Genomic DNA, 20,331 nt, shown 5'->3' with positions numbered 1-20,331 from the left:
GAAACGTCGGCGCGTGGCTTCAGCCCTGCTTGCGCATCGCGAAGCACGCGCCCGCCACCAGGATGAACGCGCCGATGATCACCTTCTGCCAGGTGCTCGGCACGCCCGCCAGGATGAGCACGTTGTTGATCAGCGTGACCAGCACCACGCCCAGCAGCGTGCCGCCCACGGTGCCGCTGCCGCCGGTGATGCGCGCGCCGCCGAGGATCACCGCGGCGATCACGTCGAGTTCGTTGCCCACCAGGTCGAAGGGGTTGGCCAGCCGCGTGCTCGAGACATGCACGATGCCCGCCAGCCCCGACAGGAAGCCCGCGTATGCGAACACGAAGACGTGCACCGTGCGCAGGTTGTAGCCCAGCCGCTCCGCGATGGCCAGGCTGCCGCCGATGGCGTACACGGCCCGCCCGATGAGGGTGCGGTTCAGCAGCCACCACGTGAGCACGGCCGCGCCGGCCAGCACCAGCACGGTGGCGGGCAGCACCACGTGCAGGCCCTGCGGCGTGTCGAAGCGCCACAGCGCGAGCTTGCCGAAGGCGTCCATGGGCGCGGGCACGTTCATGAAGAACACGGTGCCCACGAAGGTCAGCAGGATGCCGCGGTACAGGTACTGCGTGCCGATGGTCACGATGAGCGAGGGCGCCTTCAGCCAGTGCACCAGCAGCCCGTTGAACACGCCCAGCACCGCGCCGCTGGCCGCGCCCGCCACCAGCAGCACGGCGATGTGCGTGTCCGGAAAGTAGTTCAGCACGAGCTTGGTGATGCTGTACATGGTGAGCGCGGCAATGGCCGCGAACGACACGTCGATGCCGCCCGCGGCCAGCACGATGAGCACGCCCAGCGCGAACAGGCCCAGCACCGTGCACGCACGCACGATGTCGAACAGCACCGGCAGTTGGAAGAAGCTGGGGTTGATGGCGCCCACCCCCAGGCACACCAGCACGATGAGCGCCAGCGTGAACACCGAGGGCCGCTGCGCGAGCCAGCCGCGCCACGAAGACGGCGCGCTGGCAGTGACGGGGGGCGGCGCCACGGAAGAAGGCGCTGGCGTGGAATGCGCTTGCATGGTGGAGGCCGTCATGAAAATGCAGGAGAGGGGGTGTCGGAAACCAGCGCGTGGTAGAGCTCGCTCTCGGCCAGGCCCTGCGCGTCGAAGTCGTTGGCGATGCGGCCCTTGCGCATCAGCACGATGCGGTCGCAGTTCTGCAGCAGCTCCTGCAGGTCGTCGCTCACCAGGATCACGCCCAGCCCTTGTTCGGCCAGCCGCTGCACGATGCGGTAGATGGTGTCCTTGGAGCCCACGTCCACGCCCACGGTGGGGCCGTGCAGTATCAGCACGCGCGGGTCGATGGCCAGCCAGCGCCCGATGAGCACGCGCTGCTGGTTGCCGCCCGACAGCGACTGCACCGGGCGGTCCACGTCGGGCGTGGCGATCTGCAGCTCGCGCACGGTGCGTTCGGCCAGCGCCTGGCACTGCTTGCCGTCGAGCGCGCCGAAGCGCCCGCGCAGCCGGTTGAGCACGGCCGTCACGATGTTGTCGCGAATCGGCTTGTCGAGGAACAGGCCTTCGCTCAGCCGGTCTTCGGGCACGTAGCCGATGCCCTGGCGAATGCCGTCCGACGGGGTCTTCAGCACGATGTGCTGACCGTCGAGTTCAACGCGCCCACGGTCCGCGCCCTGCACGCCGGCCAGCGCCAGCGCGAGCTCGTTGCGGCCCGAGTCGAGCAGCCCGGTAATGCCCAGGATCTCGCCCTTGTGCAGCGTGAAGCTCACGTCGCTGAACAGCGCGCCACGCCCCAGCGCCTCGACCTGCAACAGCGCATCGCCGCCGTGCGTCTGGTGGCGGTAGCGTGCGCCGTCGAGCTGCTTGCCGGTCATCCAGTGCGCGAGCTGCGCCTTGGTGAAGTCGCGTATCGGGCCCTGGGCCACCTTGGTGCCGTCGCGGAACACGATGGCCTGGCCGCCCATGGCAATGCACTCGTCGAGCTTGTGGCTCACGAACAGCACGGCCACGCCCTGCGCGCGCAGCGCCTCCACCACGTGCACGAGGTTGTCGACCTCTTTCTGCGTGAGCGAGGTGGTGGGCTCGTCCATGATGACCATGCGCGCGCGCGTGGCCACGGCGCGCGCAATGGCCACCAGCTGCCGCGTGGCGATGGGCAGCTCGTCCACGCGCTGCGCCAGAAAGGCCGCGTCGGCAGGGAGCTTCACCGTCTGCAATGCGCGCACGGCCGTGGCGGCCACCGCCTTGCGGTCGAAACGCCGCGCCAGCTTGCCGCCGGTGGCAACCAGCTGCTCGCTGAGCGCGACGTTCTCGGCCACGCTCATGTTCGGCAGCAAGGACAGGTCCTGGTAGACCGTCTCGATGCCGAGCGTGAGCGCCTCCAGCGGTGACAGCGATTCATGCGGGCGCCCGTCGATCACGATGCGCCCCTGGCTCGGGGGTTGCGCGCCCGAGATGATCTTGATGAGCGTGCTCTTGCCGCAGCCGTTCTCGCCGAGCAGGTGGTAGATCTCGCCGGCCTCGATGGTCAGGTCGATGCCGCGCAGCGCGTGCACGCCCGCGAAGCGCTTGTGCACGTCCTGCACTTCGAGGAACACGCGGCGGGCACCTGCGGGTGCGGGTGCTGGTGCTGGTGCGGGTGCGGTAGAGGTCATGCGCTCGGGCTTCCCGAAAATTCAGAAGGCGTACTTCTTGTAGTTCTGCTTGTCGACCTCGACCCACGCTTGGCCGGTAACGACGATGCCCACGCCCGGGCCCTTCTTGACCGACACCTTGTTGTAGCCCTGCACGCCCATGTCGGTGCCTTCGGTGATGGTCTTGCCGTCGAGCAGCATCTTGGCCGCGCGGTTCATGACGATGCCTGCGTCCTTCGGGTCCCAGAAGGCGATGCCGCCGACCGCGCCCGACTCCAGGAACTTGGCCGCCTCGCTCGGCAGGCCGGTGCCGTAGACGCAGATCTTGCCCTGCAGGCCGGCTTCTTCCACCGCGCGGCCGATGCCCAGCACGTCGAGCGACGACGAGCCCTGGAAGCCCTTCAGGTCGGGGTGCTTGCGCAGCATTTCCTTGGCCTTGCCGTAGGCCTTCTCGGCGTCGTTGAGCGACTCGTTCTTGGCGTCGACCAGCTGCATCTTGGGGTACTTCTTGGCGTTGTTGGCGCCGCCGTCGGCCCACTGCACCTGCGACTGGCTGCCCAGCGAGCCCACCAGCGAGGTCCACTTGCCCTGCTGGCCCATGCACGCGGCCAGGCGCTCGTTGATGCGCGCGCCGTAGGCGGTGTTGTCGAAGGCCTCGATGTCGACCATGGCGTTCTTCTGGTTGTCGGCCTCGTGCGTTACCACCTTGATGCCGCGCTCCATGGCGCGCTTGAGCACGGGCTCCAGCGTGGGCGGGTCCATCGACACCACGGCGATGGCGTCGACCTTCTTGGCCACCAGGTCTTCGACCAGGCGCTGCTGCTGCGCGGCGTCCGACTGGGCGGGGCCGATCTGGCGCGTGGCCACGCCGGGGGTGGTGGCGCCGAACTCTTTCACGCCCACTTCCATGCGGTTGAACCAGCTGATGCCGGTGATCTTCACCACGGTGACGATGTCCTGCGGCTTGCCTTGCGCGTGCAGCGCCGAGGCGAAGGCCACGGTGCCCAGGGCCAGTACGGTGCAGGCGATTTTTGTTTTCTTCAGCATGTTTGTCTCCTAGCCCTCGGTGGTTCTTTGTTGCGCCGCGCCAGGAGGGGGCTGGTGCGGCGTTGCGCTGGTGCGCGAAGCGGTAAGAAAGGCGCGCAGGTCGCCCAGGCCGAAGCGCGCCGATGCCAGGAAGAACAGCAGCAGCAGGCCCCAGGCGCAGTCGCGGAAGAAGTTGGAAATGCCCAGCAGGTTGAAGGTGCTCGACAGCAGCTGCAGCGCCACGGCCGAGAAGAACAGGCACACCATGCGCCCGTAGCCGCCCTGGGGCCGCACGCCGGCCATCACGGTGATGAGGATGGCGATCAGCAGGTAGGAGTTGCCGTAGTCCGACTTCACGCTGGCCGTGCGGCTCGCGATGATCACGCCCGCCACGGCCGCCAGCACACCGCACAGCGCGTAGGTGGCAATCAGCATGCGGCTTTGCGAAATGCCCGCGTAGCGCGCCGCCTTGGCGTTGGTGCCCAGCAGGAACAGGCGGATGCCGAAGGGGCTCTGCTTCAGCAGCCAGCCGATGCCCAGCAGCATCGCCACGAAGATCAGGAACGGAATGGGCACGCCCAGCACCATCTCGTTGCCGATGGCCGACAGCGGCTCCGCGGCGCCCACGCGCAGGCTGGAGCCGCCGGTGAGCACCACGGCCAGGCCGGTGTAGAGCAACTGCGTGCCCAGCGTGCACAGGATGGGCGTGAGCCCCGCGCGCGCGATGAGCAGGCCGTTCAGCAGTCCACCCACCAGCCCGACCCCCAGCGCAACCACGGCGAACCAGCCGGTGTAGAGCCAGGGCGAGGCATCGGGCGAGGCGAGCATCGGCGCCAGCGTGGCCGCCACCACGCCCGCCAGGTTGGCCAGCGCCACGCCCGACAGGTCGATGCCGCCGTTGCCCGAGATCATCGACAGCGCCACGCCCATGGCCAGCAGGCCGAGCTCGGGCAGCTGCCCGCCCATGGACTGGAAGTTGTAGACGTCGAGAAAGTCGCCCTTCGACAGCACCGTCGCCGCCACGAGGATCACCACGTTGATGGCGACCAGGAAGTTGAGTTCGCGGTCTGAAAACCTGGAGGTCATGGCGGTGTCTTTCAGCTCGCGCGGTTCATGAGCGCATCGACTTCCGCGCGCGTGGGCATCGAGGGCGCGGTGCCCGCGCGCGTGACCGAGATGGCCGCCACCGCCGAGCCGAAGCGCGCGGCTTCCAGCGGCGACGCGCCTTCGGCCAGCGCCGCGGCGAAGCCGCCGTTGAAGGCATCGCCCGCGCCGGCCGTTTCCTTCACCGCGCCGGCATTGAACACGGGGATGTGCACCGAGCCGCTCGCGCTGTGCAGCAGCGCGCCCTTGTCGCCCAGCGTGATGAGCGCGCAGCCCACGCCCTTGGCCAGGAAGAAGTCGCCGGCGCGCCGTGCGTCGTCGATGCTGTCCACGGCGATGCCGCTGAGCGCCGCGGCCTCGTGCTCGTTGGGCGTGATGTAGTCGCACAGCGGGTACAGCGCGTCGTCGAAGGGCAGGGCGGGCGCGGGGTTGAACACCGTCACCGTGCCTGCCGCGCGCGCCAGCTCGAGGCCGCGCTGCGCTGCGAGCGCGGGTTGTTCCAGCTGGGTGACGAACACGCGCGCGCCGCGGATGGCGTCGGCGGCCTCGTCCACGTCGTTCGCGTCGATGAGCGCGGCGGCGCCGGGCACCACGATGATCGCGTTGGCGCCCGTGACATCGTGCACGTAGATGAAGGCCGCGCCGGTGGGCTGCGTGCTCACCTGCGGTGCGCGCGGCGTGATGCCTTCGTGCGCCCACAACGCCAGCGCGTTGGCGCCGAAGGCGTCCTGCCCGAGCTTGGAGATGAAGGTGACGCCCGCACCCGCGCGCGCTGCCGCCACCGCCTGGTTGGAGCCCTTGCCGCCGGGGCCCATGGCAAAGCCCGAGCCGGCGATGGTCTGGCCCACGCCGGGCAGGTTGGCCGCGCGGAAGGCGAGGTCGGCGACGAAGATGCCGAGCACGGCCACGCCGTGCTGCGCGCCGTGCTGGTGTGAAGAAACCGCGGCCATGGCGTCAGGCCTCGGGGGCGAGCACGCCCTTCTTGAACACGAAGCAACCGTAGAAGCGCCGCTCGCCGGTGGCGATCACGCAGTAGGCGCGGCGCGCGGCCTCGTAGAAGGCAAAGCGCTCGATGGCGCCCAGCGGGCGCGCTCGCCCTTCGGCCGCATCGATTTCGCGCTGCATCTCCTGCTGCACCGGCGGGATCTCGTCGGGCGCGCCCATGACCTCCATGCGCCGCGCCGGATCGTCCACCGCGTTGTCCAGCGGCAGCACCGACAGGATGGCGCGCGCCGCCTCGGTGGTGCCCACGCCGTCGATGCGCAGCAGCCGGCCCAGCGTGGTCTGGCGTGCGACCGAATCGGCCGGAAAGTTGGCGTCGCACAGCACCAGTTCGTCGCCATGGCCCATGGCGCGCAGGGCATATAGGACATCGGCGTTGAGCAGCGGATGGATGGACTTGAGCATGCGGTCTCCTTCGGATTGAAGTTGTTCTTGTGGTGGCGCGTGGCGGCGATCTTAGAGAGAGCAAACGTTTGCGCAAACGTTTGCTATTAGGTGCTTTCCCTTGGTTTTCGTGTTCGTCGCCAAGGGCGCGCGCAGGTCATTCGCCATAGGGAATCCAGATGTTCTTCACCTGCGTGGCGTGGCGCAGAAAGACCGGGCCTTCGGCCGCCGCCGCGTCGTGCCAGTCGGTGGCCAGCCCGTGGTCGACCAGCGTGCGCTTCAGGTTGCCCACCGACAGCCGCTCGGCGTTGCGCGAGAGTTCCTTCGCACCGAACACCCACAGCGCATCGACGTCGTCGTGCTCGGCCAGCGTGTGCGCCAGGCTGGCGGCGGGGCCGGTCACGAGGTTGACCACGCCGGCCGGCAGGTCGGAGGTTTCGAGCACCTGGTAGAAGTCGGTGGCGACCAGCGGGTGCTTCTCGCTCGGCACGACCACGGTGCGGTTGCCCATGGCCAGCAGCGGCGCCAGCAGGCTCACGAAGGACAGCAGCGGCGCCTCGTCGGGGCACACCAGGCCGACCACGCCCATGGGCTCGACCGTGGCCAGCGCCACGCCGCGCAACGGCGGCACGTGCACCGTGCCTTCGTACTTGTCGGCCCATGCGCCGTAGGCGAACAGGCGGCTCACCGAGGCCTCGACCTCGGCCTGCGCCGCGGAGGCGGCCACGCCGGTGAGGCTGGCGATGCGTGCTGCAAATTCGTCGGCACGCGACCAGAGGTTTTCCGCGAGGTAGTACAGCGCCTGCGCGCGGCGGTGCGGCGTGGCGCTCGACCAGCCCGCGGCCCCGCGCGCAGCGGCTACCGCGTTGCGGATGTCCTTGCGGTTGCCCGTGCCCACCTCGCCGGCGCGTTGGCCGTTGGCGGCCAGCACCGGGTGCGAGAGTTCGCCGTCGGGCCGCACCTGCTTGCCGCCGATGAACAGCTTGGCCGTGCGGTCGATGCCCGGCAAGGCGGACGACGGCTTGGGCTGCGCCTTGTTCGTTTCTTTTGCTTCATTCGCGGCGTGTGCCACCTCGATCGCAGTGCGCGGCTTGCGCGCGGCCCATGCGCGCGGCTTCAGGTATTCGTAGCAGCCCTCGCGTCCGCCTTCGCGGCCATAGCCCGATTCGCGGTAGCCACCGAAGCCCACGCCCGCGTCGAACAGGTTGGTGGCATTCACCCACACCACGCCCGCCTGCAACTGCGGCGCGATGCCCAGCGCCAGGCCGATGGTTTCGCTCCACACGCTGGCGGCCAGGCCGTAGCGCGTGTTGTTGGCCAGCGCCACGGCTTCGTCGGGCGTGCGGAAAGTCATCGTCACCAGCACCGGGCCGAAGATTTCCTCGGTGGCCACGGTCGATGCGGGGTGCACGTTGGTCAACAGCGTGGGCGGAAAAAAGCTGCCGCCCGGGGGCAACGCGCCCGGTGCCTGGTAGCAGCTCGCGCCTTCTCGCACGCCCGTGGCGACCAGCGCGCGCACGCGCTCCAGCTGCGTCGCATCGATCAGGCTGCCCATGTCGATGGCCTTGTCCAGCGGCGGGCCCACGCGCAGGCTCTGCATGCGGCGCTTCAGGCGCTCGATGAAGTCGCCCGCAATGCCTTCTTGCAGCAGCAGCCGCGAGCCGGCGCAGCACACCTGGCCCTGGTTGAACCAGATGGCGTCGACCACGCCTTCGACGGCGGCGTCGATGTCCGCGTCGTCGAACACGATGAAGGGCGACTTGCCGCCCAGCTCCAGCGTCAGCGACTTGCCCGAGCCCGCCGTCGCCTCGCGAATGAGGCGGCCCACCTCGGTCGAGCCGGTGAAGGCGATCTTGTCGACGCCTTCGTGCGCCACCAGCGCCGCGCCGGTGGCGCCGTCGCCGGTCACCACGTTCAGCACGCCCGGCGGCAGGCCGGCCTGCGCGGCCAGTTCGGCGAACAGCAGCGCGCTCAGCGGCGTGAGCTCGGCGGGCTTCAGCACCACGGTGTTGCCGAGCGCCAGCGCGGGCGCGATCTTCCACGCCAGCATCAGCAGCGGAAAGTTCCACGGCACGATCTGGCCGATGACGCCCAGCGGCACCTGGTCGGCGAACTCGCGCTCCTGCAGCTGCGCCCAGCCGGCGTGGTGATAGAAGTGGCGCGCCACCAGCGGCACGTCGAGGTCGCGGGTCTCGCGAATGGGCTTGCCGTTGTCCAGCGCCTCGACCACCGCGAACAGCCGCGCATGGCGCTGCACCATGCGCGCCAGTGCGTACAGATGGCGCGCGCGGCCATGGCCGCCGAGCGCCAGCCATCCGGCCTGCGCGGCGCGCGCGGCGGCCACGGCCGCGTCGATGTCTTGCGCGGTGCCTTGCGCGACGCTTGCCAGGCGCTGGCCGGCGGCGGGCTCGGCCGTTTCGAAGCGCGCGCCGGTGTCGGCCTGCGTGAACTGTCCGTCGATGAAGTGGCCGAAGCCCTGCGCATGGCCCGCGAGCCACTGGCGTGCGTCGGTGTCGCTTTCGGGCGCGGGGCCGTAGTCCATGGTGTCGAAGTAGCGTGCGACGCTGTTGTTGTTCTGGCTGCTCATCGGGTCATCCGATCGGGTGGCGGTTGAAGGCCGAGTAGCGGCCAGTGACGTGGTGCTCCAGCTGGCGCTCGATGTCGGCCAGCAGCGTGGACGCGCCGATGCGGAACAGGTCGGGCTCCAGCCACGCGCGGCCCAGTTCTTCTTTCATGAGCACCTGGTAGTCGAGCGCGGTCTTGGCGGTGGACACGCCGCCGGCCGGCTTGTAGCCCACGCGCAGGCCGGTGCGCGCCTCGTACTGGCGGATCATTCGCAGCATCACCAGCGTGACCAGCGGCGTGGCGTTCACGCCTTCCTTGCCGGTGGAGGTCTTGATGAAGTCGGCCCCGGCCATCATGCAGACCATCGACGCCTTGGCGACGTTGCGCAGCGTCTTCAGCTCGCCGGTCGCCAGAATGGCTTTCACGTGCGCGTTGCCCGCCGCCTGGCGAAAGTCGCGCATCTCGTCGTAGAGCTTTTGCCACTGGCCGGTGAGCACGTGCTCGCGGGTGATGACGATGTCGATCTCGGACGCGCCGTCGCGCACCGAAGCCTCTATTTCCTTGAGCTTGAGCTCGTGCGGAATCAGCCCCGCCGGAAACCCGGTGGACACCGCCGCCACCGGAATGCCCGTGCCTGCGAGCGCGTCGACCGCGGTGGCCACGAAGCGGTGGTACACGCACACCGCGCCCGTGTGCAGCGTGCGGTCCGCGAAGCCCAATGCGGCCAGCAGGTCGGGGCGCACCGGCGCCACCGCCTTGGCGCAGAGCCGGCGCACGCGTTCGGCCGTGTCGTCGCCGTTGAGCGTCGTCAGGTCGATGCAGGTGATGGCCTTCAGCAGCCAGCCGGCCTGCGCGTCTTTCTTGACGGAGCGGCGCCCGGGCAGCGTGGCCACGCGGCGCTCTGCGGCCGAGAGGTTGATGCGGATGTTGTCGAACCAGCCGCTGTCGAAGGGCTGCGCGGTGTTGCGCGCGGCGGTGTGGGGCTGCGCGGCCGGGTTGCGCTGCGCGGTGGCGTCTGGCTGCGCCGTGGGCGCTGCTGCTTCGGCGGTGGGGGCCTTTGCGGCGGCGGCTGCCGCGGCCAGTGCCGTGGCCGGCGCGGCCGGGCGCGAGCGCACCGTGCCGCTGGCGCGAACGAGTGAGGTGGATGTCATGGCGTGGGGAGCGCGGTGGTGCGCAGGCGCCGCGGGTGCGGCACGTGTGTCAGGCTGGCAAGGGGCATGTCTCTTGTCTCCGTGGCCGCAGTGCCTTGCAAGGCACTGCGGCGGTGGTGTGTGTTGCGTGCCGTCGTGCAGGGCCGACGGCGTGTTGGCCTGAATGTTATTGCAATAACATTTAAATCTGCAAGATGTTTTTTCAATAACATTCAGCATCAACCGATGACCGATACTCGAAGCCATCGATGCAAGAAAGCCGAACATGAGAAAAACCGCTGGGGCCGAAGCCCGGGCCGTGCGCCTGGCCAGGATGCAGGAGCTCGTGGAGGCCGGCGGGCCGTTGCCGATCAAGCTGGCCGCACAGCGGCTGGACGTGACCGAGATGACCATCCGGCGCGACCTGTCGTCGGCCGATTCGCCGCTGTCCGCCCTCGGTGGCTACGTGCTGGCGACCACGCTGCCCGGTGCCGAGCGCTACTCGCTCGACGAGGCCAGCGACCAGCACGCCGCCAACAAGCGCCTGGCCTGCGAGCACGCGGCGCAATGGGTGCAGCCGCACGACAGCCTGTTCATCGACTGCGGCACCACCATGGTCCACTTCGCCGAGGCGCTGCCGCCGGACATGCCGTTGAGCGTGGTGTGTTACTCCACCAACATTGCCGCGGTGCTGAGCCGCCGGCCCCACACGCAACTGATGCTGCTGGGCGGGCTGTACCACCCCTCGTCGGCCACCTTCTTCTCCGACGAAGGCCTGCAGTACCTGAACAAGCTGGGCGTGAACAAGGCCTTCATCTCGGCGGGCGGCCTCGACCTGCAGCGCGGCGCGAGCTGCTCCAACTTTCACGAGGTGCCGGTGAAGCAGGCGGCGATACGCAGCGCGTCGCAGAGCTTCCTGGTCGTCGACGAAAGCAAGCTGGGCACGCTGCGGCCCGCCTTCTTCAGCCCGCTGGAGTCGTTCGCGCGCATCGTGGTGGGCGGCGCGCCCACGGCGGCGGTGAAGAAGCAGTTCAAGGAACTACCGGTGGAGTTCGCGCGGGCGCAGGCGTAGCGAAAGCCGCGGCGTTGGTGGTGGTCGCAGGCGCTCGCATCGCCGTCGTTTAACAATCTGGAAACTCCCTTAACATGCGCCCCGGTCCGTGCGGCGTCACAGCCGCGCGCGGCCGATTTCTATAAGAAATTCGATGCAAGCAATGCGGATGCAATCTGCTTCTGCATACCTTTTTCGACACAGGGAGAAGCACATGGGATTCAGGGATTTCGTCGGCCACGCACTGCTGGACAACGACAAGCTGCACTTCGGCAACGCACCCGACACCACGCCACGCATCACACAGGAAGAGGCCTGGCTGGTCACGCTGAGCGCACCGCTCTCCGCCTTCAACGGCGACCATGTCGACGCGGTGGCCACGGGCAAGGACGACGAGGGCCTGCGCGAGGGCATCGAGCAGGTGTGGGGCGTGGGCGACCGCGCCAGCTTCGAGGAAAAGGCGCGCTGGCTGGTGGAAGAGGGGCAGCGCGACACCTATGCCTCGGTGTGGCGCGCCATCGCGGCCGTCGACGACGCCGTGCAGACCACCAACCCACTGGTGCGCATGCTGGTGGAAGGCACCTTCCCCGCGTTCTTCCAGATCAAGGCGCGCAAGAGCCTCGACTACAAGGCGCTGTCGGCGCAGAGCGGGCTCTCGTTCACCGACGTGTCGCAGGTGGTCACGCAAAGCCGCTCGTGGGTGGACGAGCTGCGCAAGCACTTCAAGGTGGCGCCGGCGCAAATTACCAGCCTGGTCGCATGGGACGCGGTGCGCCTCGTGAGCCTGTCGCGCTGGGCGGTGCAGCTGGGCTTCATCGACCGCGCGGAGTTCGCGGGCTTCGCGGGGGGGCTCAAGCAGCAGGTGCAGCAGGCCTATGCAGACTGGCCGCAGGTGAGCGCGGCCTACATCGCGGGCGGGCTGATCTGGCGGTATTCACACGAGCGCGAGGAGCACCTGTTGCGCACCAACCGGATGCTGCTGAAGGAGGCGCGCAGCCCTTACCGCACCACGGCGTTTCGTTGAACAGTTGACGCGAGGGCTGGTGGCAGTCACTTCATCGCGTATCGGCTGAAGACACAAACGCGTCGACGCGCGCGACCCAACGAGTGAACGCCTCGACCACGGCGGTGGGCTGCTCCAGCGTCGACATGTGGCCCGACTGCGGCACCAGCACCAACTCGACATTGCCGGGCAGCAGGCTCGCCATTTCCTCGCTCAGCGCCGGCGGGGTGATCTGGTCTTCGCGGCCGCACAGCACCAGGGCGGGGCAGTGCAGCGTGCGCAGCACGTCGCGGCCATCCTGCCGGTTCATGGCGGCCGTCTGCTGGCGCGTGAAGCCTTCGGTTCCCACGCTGCGCGCCATGTCGCCGAGCAGTTGCAGCAGCTGCGCGTCCTGCGCGTGCGCGGGGTGCAGCGTGATGGGCGCGAAGCCACCCGCCACCTGCGCGAAGCTCGCGCTGCCCGAGCCCAGCGCTGCCACCATGCGGCGGCGGTTCTGCGTGGCTTCTTCCGAATCGGCGCGCGCGCCGGTGTCGAGCAGCGCGATACCCGCGATGCGCTCGGGCGCCTGCCGGCACACCTCGACCGCCACGTAACCGCCGAGGGAAAAGCCAGCGACGGCGAACTTGCCGGGCGGCATCGCGGCGAGCGCGGCGGCGGCCAGCGTCGTGATGCTGTCCGCGGTGTGGGTGGGGGACACGACGACTTCGCGTTCGGCCGGAAGCGCCTTGCGCACCGGGTCCCACACCCGTTCGTCGTTCATCAGGCCGGGCAGGAGCAGCAGCGGTGTCGGGTGGGTCATTTCAATTTCTTCCATGGGGGTTGCGGTAGATCGACGTCACGCGCTGGTTATAAGTATGAAGTTCAGTTCACAGTCAAGCCATTCGGCACATCGGAGCACCTTCATGTGGATCGCAGAGTTTTCGCAAGCGGCCGGCCTCAATGTGGCCACGGTGCGCTTCTATGTCCGCCAGGGGCTGCTGACGCCCACTGCGGGCCTGGCGGGCGGCGCGCGCCCTTACCTGGAGTTTTCGCCGCGGGACCTGCGCATCGTGGCCGCCATTCGCGCGGGGCAGGCCATGGGCATGTCGCTGGCCGACATCAAGCTGCTGATGAACGAGCGCCGCGCCGGCGGCCGCAAGGTGATGCTGCAGACCATGGTCGCGCAGCGCGACAAGCTCAGCCGGCAGGCGAAGGAGCTCGCGGCGATGGTGCGCTTCATCGACGCGAAGATCTTGTGGCTGCGCGCTGGCGCCTCAGGCGCGCCGCCGGAGCCGCCGAGGGTGGGTGCCGTGGCGGGAGCGAAGCGCGCATCACGTGCGCGGGCCGCAAGCTAGCCGGCGCGGCGCACGCGGCGCATGTCAGGCGCGGTTCACCGCACCGATGCGACTGCGGCCCGCGACGACCATGACCAGACGAACGACGAGAAACGGAGTGCACGCAACGAGCCCCGCGAACTTTGCCAGCGCGCAGATGGCCGCCACGTAGAGAAGGGCGAAGGCCAGCCAATCCACGCCGAGGCCATGCACCGCCATCGCCGACAGCGTGGCGATGTTTTCCGCGGCATCGGCGCCGACGGCCAGCAGGGGCGCCATGCCGAGAACGTGCCAGAAGGGCCTGGCTTGTCCCGGAGCACGCAGACCCGCCATCCAGGTGAATGCGCGCGAGGCGCATCGCGCGATCAGATAGCCGTACGCGCCGATGAACGCGAAGTCCCAGAACAGGGCCCACGCGGGTTGGCCGTGTGCCTGCCACGGCAGCTGGCCTTGCGCCGGCAATCCACCAGCGAACAAGACGCCCAGTTGCGCCCATGCAAAGCGCGAGGGCTCGCACAGCGCATTCCAGAACGTGTGTGCCCAGCCGCCGGTGCGCTGTGCTTCCGCAAGCAGGCAAATGCCGGAGGCGAACAGGAAGAGCAGGCCCGACACCCCTGCGAGCCCCAAAGGCCACAACGCACGCCTGCGGTCCCAGACACTGGCAAGCCCGGGCGGCCGCTGAAACGGAATGATCTCGATCGGCTTGTGATGGCCCCCGGCCTCTGCCGATGCGGCCTTTGAGTGCATGAACGTGCGAGGCCTCATGTCGCGCAGGCACATTCCCGCAAGGGCCCACCACGGTGTTTCGTACAGCGCATCGTGGAGCAGGGGCACTGGCGCGTCTTCCTCGATGGCGGGCAACGGTGGAATGAGCAGCTCCGCGGCCACCTCGTTCACCATCCAGTGAAACGCGATCAGTGAAAGGCCGGACGCCTCGGGGGCGTAGCTGCCGCCCACGTCGCAATGCACGCCCGGGAACCATCTTTGCTTGAGGGTGCGGGCCCGGTTGAATTCAAATGTCGCCACATCGCCGGGAACTTCGTACAGCCTGGGCAGGAACGTCCATCGGTGCTCGTCGAAGGCCAGGGCGTGCCTCACATTGCAAACCCGCTTGTCGAGAAAGGTGGCGGTGCTCGGATTACTGCGCGAGAGGGGGCCCGGCAGTCCCACGGATTCCACCGTGTCCCACACGCCGACCCAATGCACCCAGGCCTCGCGGCCTTGCGGCGTGGCGAAGTAGTCGCGCACCTGTTTGGCCAGCAACTCGCGGCCCTGCTCCGGTACGGCGCGGCCTGCGACTCCTTTCCTGGCTGTCGACTGGTGAAGCCAGCGCGTGGCGCGCTGCCACCAGCGCCCTTGTCCGGACGGCAGCGAGAAATAGATGCGGATCAGCGTGGGGACCATGGCCTCGTGTTGCGGCTCGAGGATGCCGAACAGGTGGACCATGCCCACGACGCAACGCGCGGTGAATGCGCCACGCGAGAACCCGAAGCAGTAGATCTGGTCCTGCTCGCCGCGCCAGTGCCGCATGAGGAAGCGATAGGCCTCGGCGATGTTGTCGTAGATGCCCCGGCCCGAGGCCAGCCCCGACGTGCGCTCCCAGCTGCGCTTGACCCAGTCCATGGGGTCCGTGGGAGGCACCGCATCGGGAGAACCGACACCGGGGTCGTAGAACAGTATTCGCTCGACCCCTGGGGGCGCAGGGTGCCTGACCAGGTGCTGGTGGAACTGCAGCACGTTGGTGTCCGCGACACCGCCGGTCAGGGTGTTGTTGGTGCCGTCGCAGCAAACGATCAACTGGCGCATGCCGGTCTCGTTGCCGGCAGGGGAAATGCCTTCGAATCCGGTCATCGTCTGCTCCTTGTCATGGGAATGCACTCTTGTCAGGCCTTCGCGTGGCCTTGTTCTGGCAACGGGGCTGCGGTGCGCAGCCTAGCAAGCCTGTACCGGCTGCCCATCCCCTGAACGGGCGATGCGCGCTGACCTTGTCGAAGCGCTGCGTTTCGTTCGGGCCGTTTTCTTTGGCGGGCGCCCACCGGCCGTAACCTTCGCCGCGCCGCACCCGAACTACGCTGCACGGAGCGCGAATTCGAAACGCGATGAAAAGTATGCCCTGCGCTATGCACATCCATACATATCGAAGCCGCGTACATGCCTGCACAGCCCTCACCTCCAAGGATGCACTCGCCATGAACCACCCTCATCACGCTCACCACCACCCCGGACGCCGTTTCGTCCTGAAGGCCGCCGCGTCGGCGGTCGGCCTGGCCGTGGTCGATGCCTTCGGCTGGAGCGCCGGCCTGGCGCATGCCGCCGACGCCGAGAAGTTCGAAGTGACCCGCACCGACGCCGAATGGCGCAAGCTGCTTTCGCCCAACCAGTACGCGGTGCTGCGCCAGGAAGGCACGGAGCGGCCCTACACCAGCCCGCTGAACGACGAGCACCGCGAAGGCAGGTTCAGCTGCGCGGGGTGTTCGCTCGACGCGTTTTCTTCCAAGACCAAGTTCGACAGCAAGACCGGCTGGCCCAGCTTCTGGCAGCCGCTGCCGAACGCGGTGGCCCAGAAGGTCGACAGCTCCGCCGGCATGACGCGCAACGAGGTGCACTGCCGCCGTTGCGGCGGCCACCTGGGCCATGTGTTCGACGACGGCCCCAAGCCCACCGGCCTGCGCTACTGCATGAACGGCCTGGCCATGAAGTTCACCCCCGGCGCCGCCTGATTTCCACGGACCTGCTCCCGCTCTCCCCATGCTTCTTTTCGTCGTCGCCTACCTGGGCGGGGTGCTGACCATCCTCAGCCCCTGCATTCTTCCGGTCCTGCCGTTCGTGTTCGCGCGCGGGGACCAGCCCTTTCTGAAAAGCGGGCTGCCGCTGTTGCTCGGCATGGCGCTGACCTTCGCCGGCGTGGCCTCGCTGGCCGCGGTGGGCGGCGGCTGGGCCGTGCAGGCCAACCAGTACGGGCGCCTGGCGGCGATCGTGATGATGGCGCTGTTCGGCATCACGCTGCTGTTTCCGCAGCTGGCCGAGCGGCTCACGCGGCCGCTGGTGGGCTGGGGTGAGCGGCTGTCGGCATCGGCCGAAGGCGACGGCTCGCAGAGGCGGCGTTCGGCCTTCGTCACTTCGCTGCTGCTGGGCGTGGCCACGGGCTTGCTGTGGGCGCCCTGCGCGGGCCCGATCCTCGGGCTGGTGCTGACCGGCGCGGCGCTGGGTGGCGCGAGCGCGCAGACCTCGCTGCTGTTGCTGGCCTATGCGGCGGGCGCGGCAACGTCGCTGGCGGGGGCGCTGCTGATCGGCGGGCGCGTGTTCAAGGTCATGAAGAAATCGTTGGGCGCGGGCGAGTGGATTCGCCGCGGCATCGGCGTGGCGCTGCTGTGCGGCGTGGCGGCCATCGCGCTGGGGCTGGACACCGGCGTTCTGGCACAGCTGTCGCTCGCGGGCACTTCGTCGGTGGAGCAGGCGCTGATCGACAAGGTGCGGCCGAAGAAGCCGCTCGGCCAGCCCACCGAAGAGCCCGCCGTGGTCACGACCGGCCCTGACTCGACCGTGATGATGGCCGGCTCCAACGCCATGATGGCCCCGGGCAACGCCATGATGGCGGCCAGCAACTCGATGATGATGTCCGCCGACAAGGGCGCCGGTACAGCCTCGCCCTCCGCCTTGCCCGTCGAAGGCAACGGCCCGTCGCTGGACGGCGCCGTGCAATGGCTCAACTCGCCGCCGCTCACCATGGAAGGCCTTAGCGGCAAGGTGGTGCTGGTCGACTTCTGGACCTACTCGTGCATCAACTGCCTGCGCGCGCTGCCGTACGTGCAGGCCTGGGCCGAGAAGTACAAGGACAAGGGGCTGGTGGTCATCGGCGTGCACGCGCCGGAGTTCGCGTTCGAGAAAGACATAGGCAACGTGCGCAAGGCCGTGAAGGACCTGAAGCTCGGCTACCCGGTGGCCGTCGACAACGACTACGCCATCTGGCGTGCGTTCAAGAACGAGTACTGGCCGGCGCACTACTTCATCGACGCGCAGGGCCGCATTCGCCATCACCACTTCGGTGAAGGCGAGTACGACAAGTCGGAGCAGGTCATCCAGCAACTTCTGGCCGAGGCCGGGCAGGGCGCGATGCCCGGCGACCTGGTGAAGGTCGAGGCGCAGGGCGCGCAGGCCGCGGCCGACAGCCAGAACGTGAAGTCGCCCGAGACGTACATCGGCTACGAGCGCGCCGAGAACTTCGCCTCGGCCGGCGGCTTCGTGCAGGGCAAGCCGCATGCGTACGCGGTGCCGGCCGAACTGAAGACCAACCAGTGGGCGCTCGGCGGCGACTGGACCGTGGCCGGCCAGGACGCGGTGCTGGGCAAGGCGCGGGGCCGCATCGCCTACCGCTTTCATGCGCGCGACCTGCACCTGGTGCTGGGCTCGGGCGATGGCCGCCCGGTGCGCATCAAGGTGACCATCGACGGCAAGCCGCCCGGCGAAGACCACGGCATGGACATCGACGCGCAGGGGCTGGGCACCGTGAGCGGGCAGCGCCTGTACCAGCTGGTGCGCCAGCGCGGCACGGTGGCCGATCGGCGCTTCGAGATCGAGTTTCTGGATCCGGGCGCGCAAGCCTACGCGTTCACCTTCGGCTGAAAAGAACGATAAGAGGGCGAGAACCGGCGGCAAGGCCATCGTCCGTCGGGCTACGCAGGGTAGCGCGTTCGCTGTATTCTTAGAGATACGACGAACCCGGTTCCTTGCCTGATGCTCAACCCGCCCTTCAAACGCCTTGTGTCGGCCCAGCCTGCCGGCCCCGAAACGGGAAACGCGACCCTGCGCAGGGTCGGCGACTGCTGCGATCCGGCCGAGGACGCCGACCGCCCGACGACCGACGGCGCCGCGCCGCACGCCCGCACCCGGCTCTTCGACCTGGACACGCACTTCTTCTGCTCCGTCATCGGCACCTGCCTCAGCACGGCCGAGCTGCGCAAGCTGATGACGCGCATCGACACCGTGCAGGCCGACCTGCAGGGCGCGAGCGACCTCGACATCCACCACGACGCCGTGCGGCTCGCCACGCAGAACGCGGGCGTGGCCAAGGCCCTGCAGAAGGCGCTCGACCACCGGCATGCCACGGTCATCCAGCGGGCGTCGAAGCTGCACGACGCGGCGGCGCTGGTCGCGTTCTGGGAAGAGGCGCTGCGCCAGGGCGAGGTTCCAGGTGCCTACTGGGCCGTGCTGATGCACCGCAAGGCCACGGCCGAGCTGCGCCAGCGCGTGTTCGGCGACGTGCACATGCTGTCGCACCTGGTCGGCGCGGCCAACCGCGCGGACATCTGCCGCCTGGTGGCGCTGGAGCGCGAGAACGCCGAGCTGCGCGAGCGGCTCGACCGCCAGCAGCTTCGCTCGCAGGAGCTGGCCGAAGAGAAGGACAAGACCCTGTCGCGGCTGAACCAGGCGCTGGTGCAGGTTCAATCGACCAGCCCCAAGCCCGCCTCCCCGCAGGACGAGGCAGACCTGGAACTCGCGGCGCGCATCCGCCAGGAAGAAAGCGAGCGCGCCGCCTCGCTCATCGCGGTGCAGACCGGCCGTCGCGAGCGTGCCGAGCAGGCAGCGGTGGCTGCGGTGGCCGACGCCAACCGCCTGAGCGAAGAGCTGGAGCACCTGCGCCAGCACGCCATCTCGCTGGGCCGCGAGCTTGCCGCGGCCGAAGCCCAGTTGAAGCTGCATGCCGGCGAGGCGGCGCCCAGCGCCTACCTCGACAGCCAGCTGCAGGGCCGGCGCGTGCTCTACGTAGGCGGGCGGCCCAGTTCGATGCCGGCCATTCGCGACCTCGTGCACCGGCACGGCGGCGAGTTCCAGCGCCATGGCGGCCGGCTCGAAGACCGCTCGGGCCTGCTGGCATCGGCCGTGTCGTGGGCCGAGGTGGTGGTGTTTCCGGTGGACTGCATCGACCACGAATCGGTGGACAACATCAAGCGCGTGTGCGTGCGCCAGCAGGTGCGCTACATGCCCTTGCGCAGCGCGGGCATCGGCTGCTTCGCGGCGGCTTTCTCCAGCCCGCCGGCGGAGGGCGCGGCGGTTCAGGGGACACACGGGCAGGCTTCAGACCCGCCCATCTGCCGGCGCAACGGCTGAGAAACGTCGTAGATAAACTCGGGCGCTCAATCACACCCCAGGAGTTCTCATGAAGATCAGCGCACGCAATGTCCTGTCAGGCAAGGTCGTTTCCATCGTTCGCGGCCCGGTCACCACCGAGGTGACGCTGGAAATCGCGCCCGGTGTGCAGATCGTCTCGACCATCACCAGCAGCTCGGCGCAATCGCTGAGCCTGTCCGAGGGGAGCCCGGCCTACGCGGTGATCAAGGCCTCGAGCGTGATGGTCGGCACCGACTGACGCCCATGCCCGAGCTGGCCCCCGCGCTCGAAGTGTTGGGCCTGGTGCCGAGGCCGGGCGTGCTCGCGCTCACGGCGCTGCAGGACCTGCCCCGGCACGACCTGGGGCCACGCAGGTGCTGTGCTATTCGGGCCGGCCGGTGGCGCAGGTCGACAGCTACGTGGGCGCGCGGCTGGTCGAGGTGCTCGATGCCTGCGGGCTGTCGGAGCGGCCGCGCTCCGAGCTCAAGCGCTGCGTGGTCGTCGCGCAGGGCAACGACGGCTACCAGGCCATCTTCAGCTGGAACGAGCTCTACAACAGCACCATCGGCGAGAAGGCGCTGGTGCTGTACGAGAAGAACGGCGCGCCGCTGGAGGCGCACCTGGGGCGCATCTGCCTCATTTCCGCCAACGATGCCCGGCTGGGGCCGCGCCACCTGCGCGGCCTGTCGCAGGTGACGGTGAAGATGCTCTGACAGGTCTTTCAGGGCCTGCCAGAGCCCGTCGAATCGGCGGCGACCGCTTTCAGGCCGCTTGCTTCGGCGCGTAGCCCAGCACCGCCTTCACTTCCAGGAACTCGCCGAATGCATGGTCGCCCCATTCGCGGCCATTGCCCGACTGCTTGAAGCCATCGACGGGCCGAACGCTGTCTTTGGGGTTGTGGGCGCGTGCAGGACAGGGTCATCGATCCGGCGTAGCCTCTGCGGCCGTTGCGCCGTTTTGTCCACTCGACCCGTTTGCCCCGTCCTTTCCCTCGTTGTTGCATGGAGTTTC

Annotated in this window: 18 protein-coding genes; 8 read left to right on the top strand and 10 right to left on the bottom strand. The window is 68.7% G+C overall.

What is annotated here, in order from left to right:
- Window positions 1-19 precede the first annotated feature (19 nt).
- The 8 genes from QTI51_RS26005 to deoC all read right to left on the bottom strand — a co-directional run bounded on the left by QTI51_RS26005 (window position 20) and on the right by deoC (window position 9,866).
- Window positions 20-1,078, bottom strand: coding sequence for an ABC transporter permease (locus QTI51_RS26005; RefSeq protein ID WP_116912008.1), 1,059 nt, complete (start codon window positions 1,076-1,078; stop codon window positions 20-22).
- Window positions 1,075-2,655, bottom strand: coding sequence for a sugar ABC transporter ATP-binding protein (locus QTI51_RS26000; RefSeq protein WP_286516603.1), 1,581 nt, complete (start codon window positions 2,653-2,655; stop codon window positions 1,075-1,077). The genes QTI51_RS26005 and QTI51_RS26000 overlap by 4 nt, the downstream gene beginning before the upstream one ends.
- A gap of 21 nt (window positions 2,656-2,676) precedes the next feature.
- Window positions 2,677-3,678 carry a substrate-binding domain-containing protein gene (locus tag QTI51_RS25995; protein WP_503011543.1) on the bottom strand — a complete coding sequence of 334 codons (1,002 nt, stop codon included), beginning with the start codon at window positions 3,676-3,678 and terminating at the stop codon, window positions 2,677-2,679.
- Between the two features lie 12 nt (window positions 3,679-3,690).
- Window positions 3,691-4,746 (bottom strand): ABC transporter permease, encoded by a 1,056-nt coding sequence (locus tag QTI51_RS25990; protein ID WP_286516601.1) that lies wholly within the window; start codon window positions 4,744-4,746, stop codon window positions 3,691-3,693.
- A gap of 11 nt (window positions 4,747-4,757) precedes the next feature.
- Window positions 4,758-5,714 carry a ribokinase gene (locus QTI51_RS25985; RefSeq protein ID WP_286516600.1) on the bottom strand — a complete coding sequence of 319 codons (957 nt, stop codon included), beginning with the start codon at window positions 5,712-5,714 and terminating at the stop codon, window positions 4,758-4,760.
- A gap of 4 nt (window positions 5,715-5,718) precedes the next feature.
- Entirely contained in the window at window positions 5,719-6,171 is a 453-nt protein-coding gene (locus QTI51_RS25980) for an RbsD/FucU family protein (protein WP_286516599.1), read from the bottom strand.
- A gap of 136 nt (window positions 6,172-6,307) precedes the next feature.
- Window positions 6,308-8,737 carry an aldehyde dehydrogenase family protein gene (locus QTI51_RS25975; protein ID WP_286516598.1) on the bottom strand — a complete coding sequence of 810 codons (2,430 nt, stop codon included), beginning with the start codon at window positions 8,735-8,737 and terminating at the stop codon, window positions 6,308-6,310.
- 4 nt (window positions 8,738-8,741) lie between these two features.
- Window positions 8,742-9,866 carry a deoxyribose-phosphate aldolase gene (deoC, locus tag QTI51_RS25970; RefSeq protein ID WP_286516597.1) on the bottom strand — a complete coding sequence of 375 codons (1,125 nt, stop codon included), beginning with the start codon at window positions 9,864-9,866 and terminating at the stop codon, window positions 8,742-8,744.
- Window positions 9,867-10,131: 265 nt separating this feature from the next.
- On the opposite strand from deoC, the gene QTI51_RS25965 reads away from it, so the two are divergent.
- The gene (locus tag QTI51_RS25965) at window positions 10,132-10,917 is read left to right on the top strand and encodes a DeoR/GlpR family DNA-binding transcription regulator (RefSeq protein ID WP_286516596.1); all 786 of its coding nucleotides are present in this window, start codon (window positions 10,132-10,134) and stop codon (window positions 10,915-10,917) included.
- 193 nt (window positions 10,918-11,110) lie between these two features.
- Window positions 11,111-11,920 (top strand): DUF1266 domain-containing protein, encoded by an 810-nt coding sequence (locus QTI51_RS25960; RefSeq protein ID WP_286516595.1) that lies wholly within the window; start codon window positions 11,111-11,113, stop codon window positions 11,918-11,920.
- A 31-nt stretch (window positions 11,921-11,951) separates the two neighbouring features.
- Here the strand turns inward: QTI51_RS25960 and QTI51_RS25955 are convergent, their stop codons facing one another.
- Window positions 11,952-12,698 (bottom strand): alpha/beta fold hydrolase, encoded by a 747-nt coding sequence (locus tag QTI51_RS25955; protein WP_286516594.1) that lies wholly within the window; start codon window positions 12,696-12,698, stop codon window positions 11,952-11,954.
- Between the two features lie 103 nt (window positions 12,699-12,801).
- On the opposite strand from QTI51_RS25955, the gene QTI51_RS25950 reads away from it, so the two are divergent.
- Window positions 12,802-13,233: a helix-turn-helix domain-containing protein gene (locus tag QTI51_RS25950; protein ID WP_286516593.1), complete on the top strand. Its 432-nt coding sequence runs from the start codon at window positions 12,802-12,804 to the stop codon at window positions 13,231-13,233.
- 24 nt (window positions 13,234-13,257) lie between these two features.
- Here the strand turns inward: QTI51_RS25950 and QTI51_RS25945 are convergent, their stop codons facing one another.
- Window positions 13,258-15,063 carry a T6SS phospholipase effector Tle1-like catalytic domain-containing protein gene (locus tag QTI51_RS25945; protein WP_286516591.1) on the bottom strand — a complete coding sequence of 602 codons (1,806 nt, stop codon included), beginning with the start codon at window positions 15,061-15,063 and terminating at the stop codon, window positions 13,258-13,260.
- Between the two features lie 338 nt (window positions 15,064-15,401).
- Between QTI51_RS25945 and msrB the strand changes: the two genes are divergently transcribed.
- From msrB to QTI51_RS25920, 5 genes are all read left to right on the top strand, one after another.
- Entirely contained in the window at window positions 15,402-15,932 is a 531-nt protein-coding gene (msrB, locus tag QTI51_RS25940) for a peptide-methionine (R)-S-oxide reductase MsrB (protein ID WP_116911939.1), read from the top strand.
- Between the two features lie 28 nt (window positions 15,933-15,960).
- On the top strand, window positions 15,961-17,835 hold the full coding sequence (locus QTI51_RS25935) for a cytochrome c biogenesis protein DipZ (protein WP_286516589.1): 1,875 nt from the start codon (window positions 15,961-15,963) through the stop codon (window positions 17,833-17,835).
- Window positions 17,836-17,946: 111 nt separating this feature from the next.
- Window positions 17,947-19,320, top strand: a complete 1,374-nt coding sequence (locus QTI51_RS25930; protein WP_286516587.1) for a DUF2325 domain-containing protein — start codon at window positions 17,947-17,949, stop codon at window positions 19,318-19,320.
- 49 nt (window positions 19,321-19,369) lie between these two features.
- Window positions 19,370-19,579: a TOBE domain-containing protein gene (locus QTI51_RS25925; protein WP_116911936.1), complete on the top strand. Its 210-nt coding sequence runs from the start codon at window positions 19,370-19,372 to the stop codon at window positions 19,577-19,579.
- Between the two features lie 115 nt (window positions 19,580-19,694).
- On the top strand, window positions 19,695-20,033 hold the full coding sequence (locus QTI51_RS25920) for a hypothetical protein (protein WP_286516586.1): 339 nt from the start codon (window positions 19,695-19,697) through the stop codon (window positions 20,031-20,033).
- The last annotated feature ends 298 nt before the right edge of the window (window positions 20,034-20,331 follow it).

Origin of the sequence: Variovorax sp. J22G73, assembly GCF_030317035.1 — a bacterium.
GTDB lineage: Bacteria > Pseudomonadota > Gammaproteobacteria > Burkholderiales > Burkholderiaceae_C > Variovorax.
Note: the sequence above shows the minus strand (reverse complement) of the source record. Positions and strands in the feature narration are given on the sequence as shown.